This is a genomic window from Phyllobacterium trifolii, assembly GCF_014192095.1.
Taxonomy (GTDB): Bacteria; Pseudomonadota; Alphaproteobacteria; order Rhizobiales; family Rhizobiaceae; genus Phyllobacterium; species Phyllobacterium trifolii.
Map to the genome: position 1 here is coordinate 15,664 of NZ_JACHXN010000038.1, position 14,621 is coordinate 30,284.

A 14,621-nucleotide genomic window follows, 5' to 3' on the forward strand; every position below is an offset into this window, starting at 1 on the left:
GCCTATTTCACCGCGCCAGCCGTAAGCCCCGCAATGATCTGGCGTTGGGCGAAGACGGTGAGCAACAGCACCGGCAGCGTCACCACGAACGCTGCCGCCGCGAGCGGTCCCCAACTGACCTGCTCGAACGAGAGCATGTTGTAGACCGCGACCGGCAGCGTTCGCGTTTCGCGGCTGGCCAGCACGATGCCAAACACGAAATTATTCCACGAAAAGATAACCGCAAGGATAAGCGCGACGACCACGCCCGGCTTGGCGATCGGCAGTGCCACGAGACGAAACACCTGCCACGAGGTCGCGCCATCGATCATCGCCGCTTCTTCGAGTTCGATCGGTGTCGTCTCGAAATAGCCGATCATGATCCAGATGACGATAGGCACCGTCACCACCAGATGGATGATGATCTGCGGCCAGAGCGTCCCGAGCAAGCCCAGTGTCTGGAACAGCAGGAACAGCGGGATCAGATAGGACAGGCCCGGCGTCATGCGTGCGATCATGATGACGATCGCCGACTTGTCCGCTTTCAACCGAGCGATGCCGTAGCCGGCAGGCACACCGACGAGCAGCGCCAGGATTGTCGCTGTCCCGGTCACGAGCAGGCTGTTCCAGAAATAATGCAGGAAGTCATTGGCAGCGAAGATATCGCTGTAGTTCGACCAGGCAAACTGTTCCGGGATGAAGATCGGCGGATAGGCGCCGTTGTCTATCTCGTATTTCAGCGAGAGCGACAGCATCCACAGGAAGAAGAAAATCGCCGGCGACACGATAACGAAGACGATGAAAGCGGTGCCTGACCATTTGAGTAGATTGCGAAGCAGCATTTTCTCGTCCCTCAGCTGTTCCACTTGGTCCGCTGGCGCAGATGCAGCAGCGCAAGCGACATGGTGATGATGACGATGAAAAAGACGACGGCGATGGCCGAACCATAGCCAATGTCGTAGTAGGCGAAGGCGACATTGTAGAGATAGATATTGATCGTTTCCGACGCCGTGCCGGGCCCGCCCTGCGTCATGGCGAAAATGATATCGAAGCTTTTCAAGGCATCGATGGAACGGATGATCACTGCCACCATCATGAACGGCAGGATCATCGGAAAGGTGATGTAGCGGAATTTCTGCCAGCCATTGGCGCCATCGATCTCGGCGCTCTCGAAGGGGTCGCGGGGCATGGCAGCAAGACCACCAAGGACGATGAGCATGACCAGCGGTGTCCATTGCCACGTCTCGACCAGCACCAGCGAAGGGATCACCGTATTCTGGTTGAATATCCACTCCTGCGGGCCGATACCAATCAGCGATAGCAGATAGTTGAGAACCCCCAGTTGCGGGTGAAACATCATCGTCCAGACGAGAGCCACCGCGACGGGTGTCGCCATCATCGGCATGACGAATATACCGCGCAAAAGCCCGCGCATCGGCAACTTGCTGTCGAAAACCAGTGCCGCGATCGTGCCGAGGAACAGCGGTGCCACGACGGACAGAACGGTATAGACCACCGTGTGTCCCATCGATTGCCAGAAGCGCGCGTCGCCTGCGAGCCGCACGAAATTGGCAAAGCCGACGAAGCTCTTTTCTCCGCCAAGATGCCACTCATTGACACTCATCCACAGGGTGAATACCCATGGAAAAACAATCACCGCCACGACGATGACCAGTGCCGGAATAACGAACGGCCAATAGCTCGGCGTGAACCGGCCATCACCGTTCTTAACCTTGGCACTTTGCTGTTCATTGGTCATGGTCGAGGCGGTAATTGTCATGCTGCTACACTACGCTTCGCTTTTTTCCAGGATCGGACGGAATTCTTCCGTCGCACGTTTCATTTCCGCTGCCGGATCGGCGCCGCCAATGACATTGGTCAAGGCAACACCCATCACGTCACGGAACTCGGTAACCGGAACGATGACTGGCAGGCAAAGCTGGCTCACCTTTGCGGATTCTGAAAGCACGCTTGCCCACTCGGCGGGCATGGTCACGCCTTTCAGGATTTCCGGGTCGTTGAGCACCGAATTACGGAAGGGAACGCCGGAGCCGGACTGAAGCAGACGCGCACCCATCTCCTTTGAAATCGCCCACTGGCAATAGAGGTAAGCCGCCTCCTTCTTCGAGGAACCTTCGGTAACGCCGATACCGTCGCCGAATGTCGGGGCAGCCTGTGCGCCGGGCCCCTTCGGCATGACGCCGTAACCGACCTTGCCGACAACGCGCGACTTTTTGGGATCCTCCAGCGGGGGCGCAAAGCCGATACCATCCATCCACATGCCAACCTTGCCCTGCAGGAAGCTCGACTGGCACTCGGCCCAGTTGAACCCTGTCACGCCGGGCGGTGCGGATTTGGTCATCAGACGCTGGTAGAGTTTGGCGGCCTCGATGGATTCCGGCGTGTCCGATTGCAGTTTCCCGTCCATCACGGTGCTCTTGCCATAGCCGAGCATGAAGCTCGCCCATACGGGCGTATTGGCGTTTTTCATGCCGCGGGCAACGAACCCATAGGTGCCGGCGTCCTTGTCGGTCAACTTTTCAGCGGCAGCGACAAGTTCCTCAAACGTTTTCGGGTATTCGATGCCCTTGGCGGCGAACAGATCCTTGTTCCAGTAGATGATCCAGTAATCCACCGAGAAGGGAAGCCCGCCAAAGCGGCCATTCTTGTCCTTGGCGAAATCGAGACCCGCCTGCGCAAAGTCGCTCTCGGTCAGCGAGGCCTCGGTCAGGCTCGGATCCTTGAGGAACGGCGTCAGATCAGCGAGCCATCCAGCTTTCTCAAACTGGCGCTTCTGCACGTGATAGCTGATATGGATGACGTCGAAGCTTGGCTTGCCGGATGTCAGCTCGATGACCGCCTTCTGGCGCTGCTGCTGCTCGGGCGTCTGTTCGGCATTGACCTTGATCCCCGTCAGGTCCTCGAATTCCTTCTGGTATTTCTGCAGGATATCGCCGCGCGGGCTCTTGATCAGATTGACCTCAAGGGTCGTGCCCGCATATTTTTTCCAGTCGACAGCGGCAAATGCCGGCTTCAGTCCGGTAATGCTCGCGGCACCAAGTGCCGCCGACCCGGCCAGGAACTGGCGGCGTGTCGGTTTGACGAAGTTCATGCTCATTGTTTCCTCCTCTGGTAACGTTCCAAGGCAACTCCCATTGCCAATGTTTCTAAAGCTTCAGTGCCAAATTCCTCGCATTGTTGATGTGCACTGCAATCGCATCCATGGCCGTCTGCGGATCGCGAGTCTCGATCGCCGTCAGGATCGCCAAATGTTCACGCATGACGGGGACGACGCGGCCGGTGATGCGGAACCGCTCCTGGTTGATCAGGCGCATCTTGATCGCATTGATCCGGTAAGCCCTGCCTATGATCCCGTTCTCGAGAGAATCGATGATCGTTTCATGCAGGTTCCAGTCGATCGTCTGAGCGCGCAATTCGAGCTCGGGCGTCTCCTTGCCCTGCAGCGCCTCCTCAAGTGTGTCTTCATGCTCCTTGCGCAGCCGGGCGAGGTGTTCATCGGACGCCGAAACGCAGAAGAGCGCAATCGCTTCCTTTTCCATGAACAGGCGAAACTGGAAGGCTTCGCGGATCAGATTGAGATCGATATGCGCAATCTGGATGCCGCGCTGCGGGATGGTCTTGACCAGCCCCTCGGCCTCGAGGCGAGGCACGAGTTCGCGGATGGCTCCAAGCGGCATACCGGTCATTGCAACCAGCTGGCGCTGCGACACGAATTGCCCCGGATTGATATCACGGGCCAGAAGATGCTCCGTGAAGCTCGCATAGGCCTTCTCTCGCAATCTTACCGGCTCGTTACCATCATCCATGCCCGTCCTCCCGACTCGCGTCCCCCCAGTATTACGCGGCAGCGGCCACAAACAAGCGGTCGAAGATGCCGGTCAGTCGTTTGTAGTCCAAATCCGAAAGAGCCTGCAGTGGCGCACGTGCCCGGCGCCACCCATCATCGCCGGCGTGGTAGGCGACCAGAGCCTTGACCGCTGGCGTGACCGGAAATTTCAAGAGCTCATTGACCGCCTCGATCATCGCCGGATCATCGCGGCCTTCATCGACCATTGGCAAAAGACGGTCCGCATAGAGATTTGCCATGCCGGAAATCGCGCCCTGCCCGCCGAGACGAACGCCTGCGGAAAGTGACCGCTCATCACCGATAAGAATTGCCAGATCATTGTGCTTTGCCAGCAGCTTTTCGGTGAAGGGCCAGTTTCCGGATGAGTCTTTCACACCCGCCACGACTTTCGGGAAAGCCTCGCGAAGGCGGGTGACAAGATCGACCGAAATTTCAACGGCGGTAACGGAAGGGATATTGTAAAGGATGATGTCTCTCGCCCCCGAACCGATCTCCGCAAAGACCGACGAAAACCAGACGAACAGTCCATCGTCGCTGACATTCTTGAAATAGGACGGAGGAGCGAGCAATACGCCACGGCAACCCGCGTCGAGCGCATGGCGCGACTGGACCGCCGCATCGACATAAGAGTTGGCCATGACGCCGACTACAATCTGCTTCGGTTCTATGCCCGCGTCGAGAAACGCCTGGATAACGACCCCGCGCTCCTCATCACCGATGGAGGAGCCCTCGCCTGTCGTTCCAAACAGCGTCACGCTGCTGCAGCCGCTGCTCAGGCAGTGCCGGGCGTGCTTAACGGCTTTCGCCACATCAATACGCATCTCGGCATCGAATGGCGTGGTTAGCGCGGCGGACAGCCCAAATCGATCCCGAGACACTTGCTTCTCCCATGTCGTTTACGACTAAAGACGTACTAACATGTCAGTTGAAAGTCAACAGCAACGCACTGACTTTTTACAGTGAGCCTTTAGTCTTCGGGATGCTGGGAAAGAAGCGCGTCGACTTCGGATTTCGCCGGTGCGCCGGCCCGGCCGCCAAAGCGGGAACATTTGATCGCGGCGGCAGCGCTGGCAAAACGCATGATCTGGTACATCGGATAGCCGCGCGCGAGGCCAAAGGCGAATGCGCCGTGGAAAACATCGCCCGCCGCAAGCGTGTCCACGACATCCACGGGGAAGGCCGGCATGTGACGGACTTCGCCTTCCAGATCATCGTACCAGAAGGAACCCTTGTCACCGCCGGTCACGGCAATGAATTCGCCGTCGCGGCCATAAAGTGCTGCAAGAGCAACGGCTGCCCGTTCCGGATCACTTTCACCCGTCACCTTCTCCGCCGCCGGCTCGGAGGCGACTATATGCGAAGCAAGCGGCATCAGCATTTCCAGTGTCTCGAGCGAAGCGGTGTCGGCGTCGAGGACGCCGTGGACGCCGGCCTCTCGCGCCGCCTTCAACGCTTGCGCAGCGGCAAGCGGCCAGCGTACATCGGTCATCACGACATCGTAGGTGCCATCGGCGATCGGCGGCATTGTCTCCGGCGCGGACAGAAGCTTCGGATCGTAGTAAGGCACGATCATCCGTTCACCCACGGCATCGACGAAGATGGTCGAGAAGGCTGAACGTGCGCCTTCGATGCGCCGAACATGGGAACAGTCCACGCCCTCGGAAGTCAGTTCCTCAATGACCCGCCGCCCGATATCGTCCGGCCCGACGGATGCCCAGAGCGAGACATCGCCGCCAAGGCGAGCGATACTTGTGGCGGCGCTCGATGCCATGCCGGCAGCGATTTCGATCGCTTCGAGCGGAATGAATTTGCCGGGTCCCGGCGGCAACCGGTCGAGCCGGAAAATCGTATCCATGGTCAGCGCCCCGACACAGAGGATCCGCGGTGGTGTATTGCTCGCCATGGTTGAACTCTCGCCAGAACTGGGAAACGGGAATCTATGGTGAGGGTCTTATCTTCTCAAGACGCCCCATGGCAATTGCCCGGCGAAAATTGTCGGTTGGCGTAGTGACGCGAAATCGCGTCACTACAGATTTATGGTTCGCTCAAGCGACTTGATGATTGGCGATGCGTTCGAGCGCCTTTACCAAGCCGGAATGATCGAGACCACTATCGCCGTTTGCGGCACAGCTGTTGAACAATTCCTGCGTCGAGGCCGTATTAGGCAGTGAAACACCCAGTGTTTTGGCGCTTTGCAGTGCCAGATTGAGGTCTTTCTGGTGCAGCGATATGCGGAAACCCGGATCGAAGGTCCGCTTGATCATACGCTCGCCATGCAGTTCCAGAATGCGGGAGGAGGCAAAGCCGCCCATGAGCGCTTCCCGTACACGAGCCGGGTCGGCGCCAGCCTTCGACGCCAATACCAGCGCCTCCGATATGGCTTCGATTGTCAGCGCAACGATGATCTGATTGGCGACCTTTGTCACCTGACCATCACCGCAATCGCCGACCAAGGTTATGTTTTTGCCCAACAGTTTGAAGAGTGGCAACGCGCGGTCGAACGCGCTTTGCTCACCGCCTGCCATGATGCTGAGCGTCGCATTCTTGGCACCGACCTCGCCGCCGGACACCGGCGCATCGATATATTCGCTGCCAGTTTCGCGAATTTTCTTTGCGAACTCCTTGGTATCGATCGGCGAGATCGAGCTCATGTCGATAACAAGCTTGCCCGGCTTCAGCCCGAAAACCACGCCATTCTCGCCGAAGAGAACATCCTTCACTTCCGGCGTGTCCGGCAGCATCAGAATGATGATGTCGGTTCTTTCCGCCAGAGCCTTCGGGCTCTCGACAATCTTCAGGCCATTGTCGATAAGCTCCTGTTTCGGCTCAATAAAGAACTTCGACGTATAGAGCTCGTGCCCGGCATCCTGCAAATGGCGCGCCATGGGTGTTCCCATGATACCAAGCCCGATAAAACCTATGTCCGTCATGTGGTCAGCTCCTCATCCTGATGATATCCGCGTGCTTTTGCGTTGTTGAAGCTTCATTCAACCAGGCAAGGCCGCGTTGCGTTTCTGTTTTTGGTTTGTATTCACAGCCGATCCAGCCATCATAGCCGGCTTGATCCAGGGCTTTGAAAACGACGGGATAATTGATCTCACCGGTACCGGGCTCATTGCGACCCGGATTGTCGGCAAGCTGGACATGCGCGATCGATTCCTTGTGGCGCTCATAGGTGGCAACAAGTTCGCCGCGTGTCCGTTGCTGGTGGTAGAGATCGTACTGAATGAACAGATTATCGCTGCCAACCTCTTCGATAATCGAAGCCGCCTGCTCGACCGTGTTCAGATAAAACCCCGGAATATCGTAGGTATTGATTGGCTCGATCAACAGTCGAATGTCATATTTTGCCAGCTCTTGCGCAGCGAGCCTCAAATTATGGACGAATGTGGAACGCAGGACATCGTTGCTCAATCCCGCCGGTGCAATACCTGCAAGGCAGTTGACCTGCTTGCAGCCGAGCGCCGTCGCGTAGTCGATTGCCATGACGACGCCACGCCGGAACTCGTCGATGCGGTCGGGTAACACTGCAATGCCGCGCTCACCCGCTGCCCAATTGCCGGCAGGGAGATTGTGCAAGACCTGGACAAGGTTGTTTTCGGTCAGTTCCCGCTTCAACTCGTCGGCGTTGTAATCATACGGAAAGAGGTATTCCACCGCTTCAAATCCCGCTTCGCTCGCGAGCGTAAAGCGTTCGAGAAATGGCACCTCATTAAAGAGCATCGTTAGATTGGCTGCAAATTTCGGCATTTCATCCTCCTCAGTCGAGATACGCGGCAACAGCAGTTGGCGCATCTTCGGGCCGCTCCGCGAGTTCCTCGAACTCGACGACCGCGTTGATATCCATGCCCATTGCAATATTGGTGACGCGTTCGAGGATGACTTCGATGACCACGGGCACCTGATACTCATCCATCAGCGCCTTCGCATCTTCGAACGCTTCCGTGAACTGGTTCGGGCTGCGGACGCGGATGGCCTTGCAGCCTAGCCCTTCCGCGACAGCGACATGGTCAACGCCGTAGCCCTTCTCCGCATCGCCGGAGGCGTTGATGTTGTCGAAGGCCAGGCTGACCTCGAAATCCATGTCGAAGCCACGCTGCGCCTGACGGATCAGGCCGAGATAGGAATTGTTCACGACGACATGCAGGTATGGCAGTTTATGCTGTGCGCCGACCGCAAGTTCCTCGATCATGAACTGGAAGTCATAGTCGCCCGAGAGAGCAACGATCGGCCGGTGCGGATCGGCAGCACGCACGCCAAGCGCCGCCGGCAAGGTCCAGCCAAGCGGGCCGGCTTGTCCGCAATTGATCCAGTTTCGCGGTTTATAGACATTGAGGAACTGCGCCCCTGCGATCTGGCTGAGCCCGATCGTCGTCACGTAGCAGGCATCGCGGCCGAACGCCTTGTTCATCTCTTCGTAAACGCGTTGCGGCTTCAACGGCACCTGATCGAAATGCGTCTTGCGCAGCATCGTCCGCTTGCGCTCCTGGCATTCCTCCGCCCATTTCGACCAGTCACGCAGTTTCCCGGCGGTTTTCCACTCGGTCGCAACATCCAGAAAAAGCTTCAGCGCCTTTCCTGCATCCGACACGATGCCGAAATCCGGCGCGAAGACCCGGCCGATCTGCGTCGGCTCGATATCGACATGGACGAACTTTCTTCCCTCTGTGTAAGTCGCGACATTGCCTGTGTGGCGGTTGGCCCAGCGATTGCCAATTCCGAGCACGAAATCCGAGGCCAGCATCGTCGCATTGCCGTAGCGGTGCGAGGTCTGCAGGCCGCACATTCCGGCCATCAGCCGGTGATCATCGGGGATCGTCCCCCACCCCATCAATGTGGGAATAACCGGAACGCCGGTGATTTCGGCAAACTCAACCAACAGGTCGGAAGCATCGGCATTGATGATACCGCCGCCGGCAACGATCAACGGGCGCTCCGCCGCGTTGAGCATCGTCAGCGCCTTTTCCACCTGCGCCCTTGTGGCGGCGGGCTTGTAGGGCTCAAGGGGCTCATAGGTGTCGGGATCGAATTCGATCTCCGCCAGCTGCACGTCGATCGGCAGATCGATCAGCACCGGACCCGGACGGCCCGAGCGCATGATATGGAAAGCCTTCTGAAAGACATAGGGAACAAGGCCCGGCTCCATCACGGTTACCGCCCACTTCGTCACCGGCTTCGCAATCGATGCGATATCGACGGCCTGAAAGTCTTCCTTGTCGAGCCGTGCGCGCGGCGCCTGCCCGGTGATGCACAGGATCGGGATGGAATCGGCGGATGCCGAATAAAGGCCGGTGATCATATCTGTTCCGGCCGGGCCGGAGGTGCCGATACAGACGCCGATATTGCCGGCTTCAGCGCGGGTATAACCCTCGGCCATATGCGAGGCACCTTCGACGTGACGCGCCAGGATGTGGCGGACCGTGCCGCGCGCCCGCAGCGCCGAATAAAACGGATTGATCGCCGCCCCCGGAACACCAAAGGCGCAATCGATCCCTTCCTTTTCCAGGATACGAACTGCCGCATCAACGGCACGCATTTTTGTCATGATCATTCCTCCAGATTTTGGTGGAACTGTAACCCATAATTCGCATATATCAACACATAATGGAAATTATTCTCATTCTGTGGAAATAATGACTTTCAATAAAACTGGATAAATCCGCTTTGCCGGTCTATGGCTGGATCGTGCCAGGGGATGGAACAAGGGAGCGATTGTGTCTGTTATCGAACCGGTCAAAGGCAAGAGGGGCCGCAAGGCTGCAGCGGATGCGGCGCCGTCTTCGGTGCAGGTCCTCGACAGGAGCCTGAAACTTCTAGCGACTATTGCCGACCATGATGGCTCGGCGCTCACGGAGCTAGCCGACCAGACCGGTCTCGCGCCGTCGACCATCCATCGGCTGCTGACGTCGCTGCAAAACCATGGCATGGTCGCACATGATCCGGAAACAGGCGACTGGACTATCGGGGTCGAGGCTTTCGCGATCGGCAATGCGTTCCTGCGCTTCCGCAAGCTTGGCACGATCAGCCGCCGTTTCCTGAAACGGCTCATGGAGGAATGCGGTGAAACCGCGAATATCGGCATCGAGGATGACGGCGATGTGGTGTTCATTTCCCAGGTCGAAAGCCATGCGCCGATGCGTGCCTTTTACCGGCCTGGGCGGCGCGGGCCCATTCACGCCTCCGGCATTGGCAAGGCTATCCTTTCGACATGGTCCGACGCCGAAATTGGCCGGACCGTTGGCGGCAAGCAACTTGCCCATTTCACCGATCACACGCTGGATACGCTTCCGGCGCTCCTGAAGAACATTCAGGAGATACGTTCGCGCGGCTGGTCGATCGACGATGAGGAACATACCCTCGGCATGCGCTGCATCGCGGCGCCGATCTTCAACGAGCATGGCGAGGCAATCGCTGGAATGTCGATTTCAGGGCCGGCGGTGCGGTTACCGAAGGAAAAACTGATCGTGCTCGGCCCGGTTATCCGCGACGCTGCCGATGAGCTGACGCGGGCCATGGGTGGCAAGCGACCGGAAGAGCTTTAGAGGCTCGAGCTCTAAGGCAGCCGGTCTGGCTCTGGAATGTCACAATACCGCAGCGGCTTTTTTCCGAACGTTTGCACTGGCATAATGGCGGGCGATAACAGCGCAAACGATCAACTGTATCTGGTGGAAAAGCATTATTGGCAGGATGATGCTGCCGAGAGCCTGCCCCGCAAACAGCACGTTGGCGATGGGAACGCCGCTTGCGAGACTTTTCTTTGACCCGCAAAAGGTGATTGCGATCTCGTCGGGCCTGGAGAAGCCGAGCAATCGGCTGCCAAACATCGTGACCACGAGTACGACCGCCAAAATTGCGCTATCGATCGCCAGTAGAATGCCCAGATCGTGCAAGGAGGTCGTCTGCCACAATCCTTCATTTACCGACGCGCTGAACGCCGAATAAACGACCATGAGAATTGATCCCCGGTCGACCGGCATGAGAATTTTGTTCTTGCTTCTGATGAAATTACCGATCCACGGCTGCAGGATCTGGCCCAGCAAGAACGGCGCAAGCAACTGCAGAAAGATAGACTGCAGTGCGTCGAGAGAGAAACCGGCATGTCCGCTGGCCGTGAGCAGTACGCCGGCCAGCAATGGGGTAAGGAACATCCCGAATATGTTCGATGCCGAGGCAGCGCAGATTGCGGCCGGAACGTTGCCGCCTGCTATCGATGTAAAAGCGATGGAAGACTGTACCGTGGAGGGCAAGACACAAAGAAAGATTATCCCGGTGTACAGGGATGGCGACAAAATTTCGGGAACCAGAAAGCTTGTGGTCAACCCCAATAATGGGAACAGGACGAATGTGGCTGCCAGAATAACTATATGCAATTTCCAGTGAAGAAGACCTGCCACGACGACGTCGCGCGATAGCCTTGCGCCATGCAGGAAGAAGAGAAGTCCGATCGCAAACTTTGTTGCCAATCCAAAGCAATACGCCGCGATGCCGCCGATCGGCAGGAATGAAGCGAAAACCACCGTCGATACAAGCAGCAGGGTGAAGGTATCCGGTAGAAAACGTGACTTCATCTATGATTCCGAAACGGCTTTTTCACAGGGCGTTGGGAGCGCCCAGAATGCAATGGAAGAGACCCCCAATGATATAGGACATCTATCATGATCCACGCTGCGGTGTTTTGCCACCCGGAATAGCGGCTTGCCGTGACTCGTAAGGCATTTTCCTCGCGTCTTTCTCGTTGAATCCTCTTTGCACTCTTGTCAGCAGGATTGACATTCAAGAATTTCTTGGGATTATGTATACCACAAATGAAGAGACGGATGCCTGTGGCGCTGTCTGCCTGTCGGTCCACTCACATGGCCGGAGCAAATGACAAAAACCAGATCCCTGACGATCAATGGGGGCAGAACGATCCAAAAAGGGCGAGCAGGAGGAAAACAAATGAAGATCTGCATTTACGGCGCCGGCGCGATCGGTGGTTACATGGCAGTGATGCTCAAGCGCGGTGGCGCTGACGTTTCCATCGTCGCCAGAGGTGCGCATCTCGACGCGATCCGGCAAAACGGCTTGAAACTCCTGGTGGACGGTACGGAAATCATCGAGCGCATGCCGGCTACCAGCAAGCCAAGTGAACTCGGTGTCCAGGATTATGTCATCGTCACGCTGAAAGCGCATCAGGCATGGCAGGTTGCCGAGGATATGACGCCGCTTCTGGGCAAGGACACTGCAGTGGTGACGGCCCAGAACGGGCTTCCCTGGTGGTATTTTCATGGCCTGGGCCCGAGCGTGGCCGATCTCAGGCTGCAGAGCGTCGACCCGGATAACCGCCAGTGGAATGCGATTGGACCCGAGAGGGTCATCGGCGCCACGGTCTATCCCGCAACGGAAATCATTGGTCCTGGCGTCATCAAGCACATTTACGGCAATCAGTTTGGCCTCGGCGAACCGGATTGCAGCAATAGCGAACGGGTCAGCCGGTTGGCAGCTGTGATGGAGGCTGGCGGCCTGAAAACTCGTTTCTATGAAGACATCCGCAATGACATCTGGGTCAAGCTTTGGGGCAATCTTTGCTTCAATCCGATCTCCGCGTTGACGGGTGCGACGCTCGATATCGTCGCCACCGACCCGGGTACGCGGACCCTTGCGCGCAATATGATGCTCGAGGCCCAGGCAATCGGCGAAAAGTTCGGCGCGACTTTCCGGGTCGACGTCGAGCGCCGCATTGACGGCGCAGCGGGCGTTGGCGCACACCGCACGTCCATGCTTCAGGATGTCGACAAGGGCCGTGCGATCGAACTCGACGCGCTTTTGACGTCCGTGCAGGAAATGGGCCGGCTCTGCGACGTGGATACACCCTTCATCGACAGCGTGCTTGCACTTGCCCAGCAGATGGGGCGTGTAAGGGGGCTCTATCCAACCTTCCCCGAAGTGGTGGAGGCCAAGCTTGTCATGGCATCGTGATCCATTCCCGTTCGCCGTTTTCAAAGAAAATCGAGGCAAAATTTGCTCTTGGGGCTGTTGAGATTCACGTTATGACGCGACGAAAATGGTGGTTTTCGAGCACCGGAGCGCAGCGTACTTAAGGTACGTGAGCACCGGAGCGCAGAGAAGCGCCATTTGCAGGCCGTCAGAGCGGGAATACCACAGCCCCTAGGGACCACTGGTTTTGTTGTGTTTAACTTGCTTGGGGGTGAGAGCTTGGCTCAGACACTGTTCATACCGAAAGAGATCGACGAGCCGCGGGTTGGCGGTTCGCCGGAGACGGTCAAGAAGCTGACAGCGCTTGGGTTTGCGGTTGTCGTCGAAGCGGGCGCAGGGGTTGCCTCGCGCATACCGGACGGTGAGTTTGTCGCGGCGGGGGCGGCGATCGGCAAGGCCGGCGATACAGCCAGGGCCGATGTGGTGCTGAAGGTGCGCCGGCCGTCCTCGGCCGAGCTCAAGGCCTACAAGAAGGGTGCGGTGGTCATCGCCATGCTCGACCCTTACGGCAATGACGCGGCGGTCAAGGCGCTCGCCGATGCGGGGGTCACGGCCTTCACCATGGAATTCATGCCGCGCATCACGCGGGCGCAGGTCATGGACGTTCTGTCGAGCCAGGCCAATCTTGCCGGCTATCAGGCGGTGATCGATGCGGCATCGGAATATGACCGGGCCTTGCCGATGATGATGACGGCTGCCGGTACCGTGCCTGCCGCCAAAGTGTTCATCATGGGCGTCGGTGTTGCCGGGCTGCAGGCGATTGCCACGGCGCGCCGGCTTGGTGCGGTGGTGACGGCAACCGATGTGCGTCCGGCGGTCAAGGAACAGGTCGCCTCGCTCGGCGCCAAGTTCCTCGCGGTCGAGGACGAGGAATTCAAGGCAGCCGAGACGGCGGGTGGCTACGCCAAGGAGATGTCGAAGGAATATCAGGCCAAGCAGGCGGCCCTGGTTGCCGACCATATCGCCAAGCAGGATATCGTCATCACCACGGCGCTCATTCCGGGACGCCCAGCCCCGCGGCTGGTGACGCGCGCGATGTATGCGCGCATGCGTCCGGGCTCGGTCCTTATCGATCTGGCGGTGGAGCGCGGCGGCAATGTCGAAGGCGCGGTTGCCGGCAAGATTACCGAAGTGGACGGCGTCAAGATCGTCGGCCACCTGAATGTCGCCGGCCGCATTGCCGCGACCGCCTCGCAGCTTTACGCCAAGAACCTCCTCGCCTTCGTCGAGACCCTGGTCGACAAGGATGCCAAGACAATCAAGATCGATTTCGACGACGAACTGGTCAAGGCCACCGTTTTGACCCATGGCGGCAAGGTGGTGCATCCGAACTTCGCCAGTGCCGCCGCAGCGTCAGCACCTGCAGCCTCGGCGGCGAAGCCCGCCGCCGGCAAGAAGGCAGCCCCTGCAAAGGCAGCGGCAGCCAAGCCAGTCAAAGCGCCCGTCGCAAAGGCGGCAACGGCCAAGGCGGCTCCCGGGAAGGCTGCGGCACCGAAAGCCAAGACGGCCGCAAAGACCGCTGCAGCCAAACCCGTTGCAGCCCCATCCCCTGCAGCCCCATCCCCTGCAGCAAAGACTGCCGCTAAAAGCACAGAAGGAGAGGCATGATGGCTGCCGATGCAACCCTCGACAAGGCACTCGATGCCTTGAACCAGGCGACCGAGATGGTGCGTCAGGCCGCCGGAACCATGCCGGATGCGGCAGGTGCTGCGGCGCATGCGGTCACCGGCGGTGCGGTCGATCCCTTCGTCTTCCGCCTGGCCATCTTCGTCCTGGCGATCTTCGTCGGCTATTATGT

The 14,621-nt window shown here is 58.4% G+C and carries 13 protein-coding genes and 1 pseudogene; 4 read left to right on the forward strand and 10 right to left on the reverse strand.

Going from position 1 to position 14,621, the window contains the following annotated elements:
* Positions 1–2: 2 nt before the first annotated feature.
* The 9 genes from FHS21_RS29020 to gcl all read right to left on the reverse strand — a co-directional run bounded on the left by FHS21_RS29020 (position 3) and on the right by gcl (position 9,392).
* The gene (locus FHS21_RS29020) at positions 3–821 is read right to left on the reverse strand and encodes a carbohydrate ABC transporter permease (RefSeq protein ID WP_112528167.1); all 819 of its coding nucleotides are present in this window, start codon (positions 819–821) and stop codon (positions 3–5) included.
* Between the two features lie 11 nt (positions 822–832).
* Positions 833–1,738, reverse strand: a complete 906-nt coding sequence (locus FHS21_RS29025; RefSeq protein WP_224515505.1) for a carbohydrate ABC transporter permease — start codon at positions 1,736–1,738, stop codon at positions 833–835.
* A gap of 30 nt (positions 1,739–1,768) precedes the next feature.
* Positions 1,769–3,097, reverse strand: coding sequence for an ABC transporter substrate-binding protein (locus FHS21_RS29030; protein WP_183665541.1), 1,329 nt, complete (start codon positions 3,095–3,097; stop codon positions 1,769–1,771).
* Positions 3,098–3,146: 49 nt separating this feature from the next.
* The gene (locus FHS21_RS29035) at positions 3,147–3,806 is read right to left on the reverse strand and encodes a GntR family transcriptional regulator (protein WP_112528171.1); all 660 of its coding nucleotides are present in this window, start codon (positions 3,804–3,806) and stop codon (positions 3,147–3,149) included.
* Between the two features lie 31 nt (positions 3,807–3,837).
* Positions 3,838–4,725 carry a dihydrodipicolinate synthase family protein gene (locus FHS21_RS29040; RefSeq protein WP_312879958.1) on the reverse strand — a complete coding sequence of 296 codons (888 nt, stop codon included), beginning with the start codon at positions 4,723–4,725 and terminating at the stop codon, positions 3,838–3,840.
* Between the two features lie 89 nt (positions 4,726–4,814).
* Positions 4,815–5,750: a sugar kinase gene (locus FHS21_RS29045; protein WP_112528173.1), complete on the reverse strand. Its 936-nt coding sequence runs from the start codon at positions 5,748–5,750 to the stop codon at positions 4,815–4,817.
* A 142-nt stretch (positions 5,751–5,892) separates the two neighbouring features.
* On the reverse strand, positions 5,893–6,777 hold the full coding sequence (locus FHS21_RS29050) for a 2-hydroxy-3-oxopropionate reductase (protein ID WP_112528175.1): 885 nt from the start codon (positions 6,775–6,777) through the stop codon (positions 5,893–5,895).
* A gap of 4 nt (positions 6,778–6,781) precedes the next feature.
* Complete coding sequence (hyi, locus tag FHS21_RS29055) at positions 6,782–7,597, reverse strand: hydroxypyruvate isomerase (protein WP_112528189.1); 816 nt, start codon at positions 7,595–7,597, stop codon at positions 6,782–6,784.
* 10 nt (positions 7,598–7,607) lie between these two features.
* Positions 7,608–9,392: a glyoxylate carboligase gene (gene gcl / locus FHS21_RS29060; protein ID WP_112528191.1), complete on the reverse strand. Its 1,785-nt coding sequence runs from the start codon at positions 9,390–9,392 to the stop codon at positions 7,608–7,610.
* Between the two features lie 178 nt (positions 9,393–9,570).
* Here gcl and FHS21_RS29065 point away from each other — a divergent pair, with 178 nt between their 5' ends.
* A complete protein-coding gene (locus tag FHS21_RS29065; RefSeq protein WP_112528193.1) occupies positions 9,571–10,389 on the forward strand; it encodes an IclR family transcriptional regulator in 819 nt (272 codons plus the stop codon).
* Between the two features lie 39 nt (positions 10,390–10,428).
* Here FHS21_RS29065 and FHS21_RS29070 read toward each other — a convergent pair whose 3' ends face one another.
* Complete coding sequence (locus tag FHS21_RS29070; RefSeq protein WP_112528177.1) at positions 10,429–11,415, reverse strand: bile acid:sodium symporter family protein; 987 nt, start codon at positions 11,413–11,415, stop codon at positions 10,429–10,431.
* Between the two features lie 370 nt (positions 11,416–11,785).
* Between FHS21_RS29070 and FHS21_RS29075 the strand changes: the two genes are divergently transcribed.
* From FHS21_RS29075 to FHS21_RS29085, 3 genes and pseudogenes are all read left to right on the forward strand, one after another.
* Positions 11,786–12,805 (forward strand): 2-dehydropantoate 2-reductase, encoded by a 1,020-nt coding sequence (locus FHS21_RS29075; protein ID WP_112528179.1) that lies wholly within the window; start codon positions 11,786–11,788, stop codon positions 12,803–12,805.
* Positions 12,806–13,042: 237 nt separating this feature from the next.
* Positions 13,043–14,431, forward strand: a complete 1,389-nt coding sequence (locus FHS21_RS29080; protein WP_183665543.1) for a Re/Si-specific NAD(P)(+) transhydrogenase subunit alpha — start codon at positions 13,043–13,045, stop codon at positions 14,429–14,431.
* A pseudogene (locus tag FHS21_RS29085) lies at positions 14,431–14,621 on the forward strand (NAD(P) transhydrogenase subunit alpha); the annotation flags it as partial. The gene FHS21_RS29080 and the pseudogene FHS21_RS29085, both read left to right, overlap by 1 nt.

What these genes read in the sequence shown, in the direction of transcription:
- gcl (WP_112528191.1), bottom strand. Translation starts at nt 9,392, where the DNA reads ATGACAAAAATGCGTGCCGTTGATGCGGCAGTTCGTATCCTGGAAAAG.
- hyi (WP_112528189.1), bottom strand. Translation starts at nt 7,597, where the DNA reads ATGCCGAAATTTGCAGCCAATCTAACGATGCTCTTTAATGAGGTGCCA.
- FHS21_RS29045 (WP_112528173.1), bottom strand. Translation starts at nt 5,750, where the DNA reads ATGGCGAGCAATACACCACCGCGGATCCTCTGTGTCGGGGCGCTGACC.
- FHS21_RS29030 (WP_183665541.1), bottom strand. Translation starts at nt 3,097, where the DNA reads ATGAGCATGAACTTCGTCAAACCGACACGCCGCCAGTTCCTGGCCGGG.
- FHS21_RS29020 (WP_112528167.1), bottom strand. Translation starts at nt 821, where the DNA reads ATGCTGCTTCGCAATCTACTCAAATGGTCAGGCACCGCTTTCATCGTC.
- FHS21_RS29070 (WP_112528177.1), bottom strand. Translation starts at nt 11,415, where the DNA reads ATGAAGTCACGTTTTCTACCGGATACCTTCACCCTGCTGCTTGTATCG.
- FHS21_RS29075 (WP_112528179.1), top strand. Translation starts at nt 11,786, where the DNA reads ATGAAGATCTGCATTTACGGCGCCGGCGCGATCGGTGGTTACATGGCA.
- FHS21_RS29050 (WP_112528175.1), bottom strand. Translation starts at nt 6,777, where the DNA reads ATGACGGACATAGGTTTTATCGGGCTTGGTATCATGGGAACACCCATG.
- FHS21_RS29035 (WP_112528171.1), bottom strand. Translation starts at nt 3,806, where the DNA reads ATGGATGATGGTAACGAGCCGGTAAGATTGCGAGAGAAGGCCTATGCG.
- FHS21_RS29025 (WP_224515505.1), bottom strand. Translation starts at nt 1,738, where the DNA reads ATGACCAATGAACAGCAAAGTGCCAAGGTTAAGAACGGTGATGGCCGG.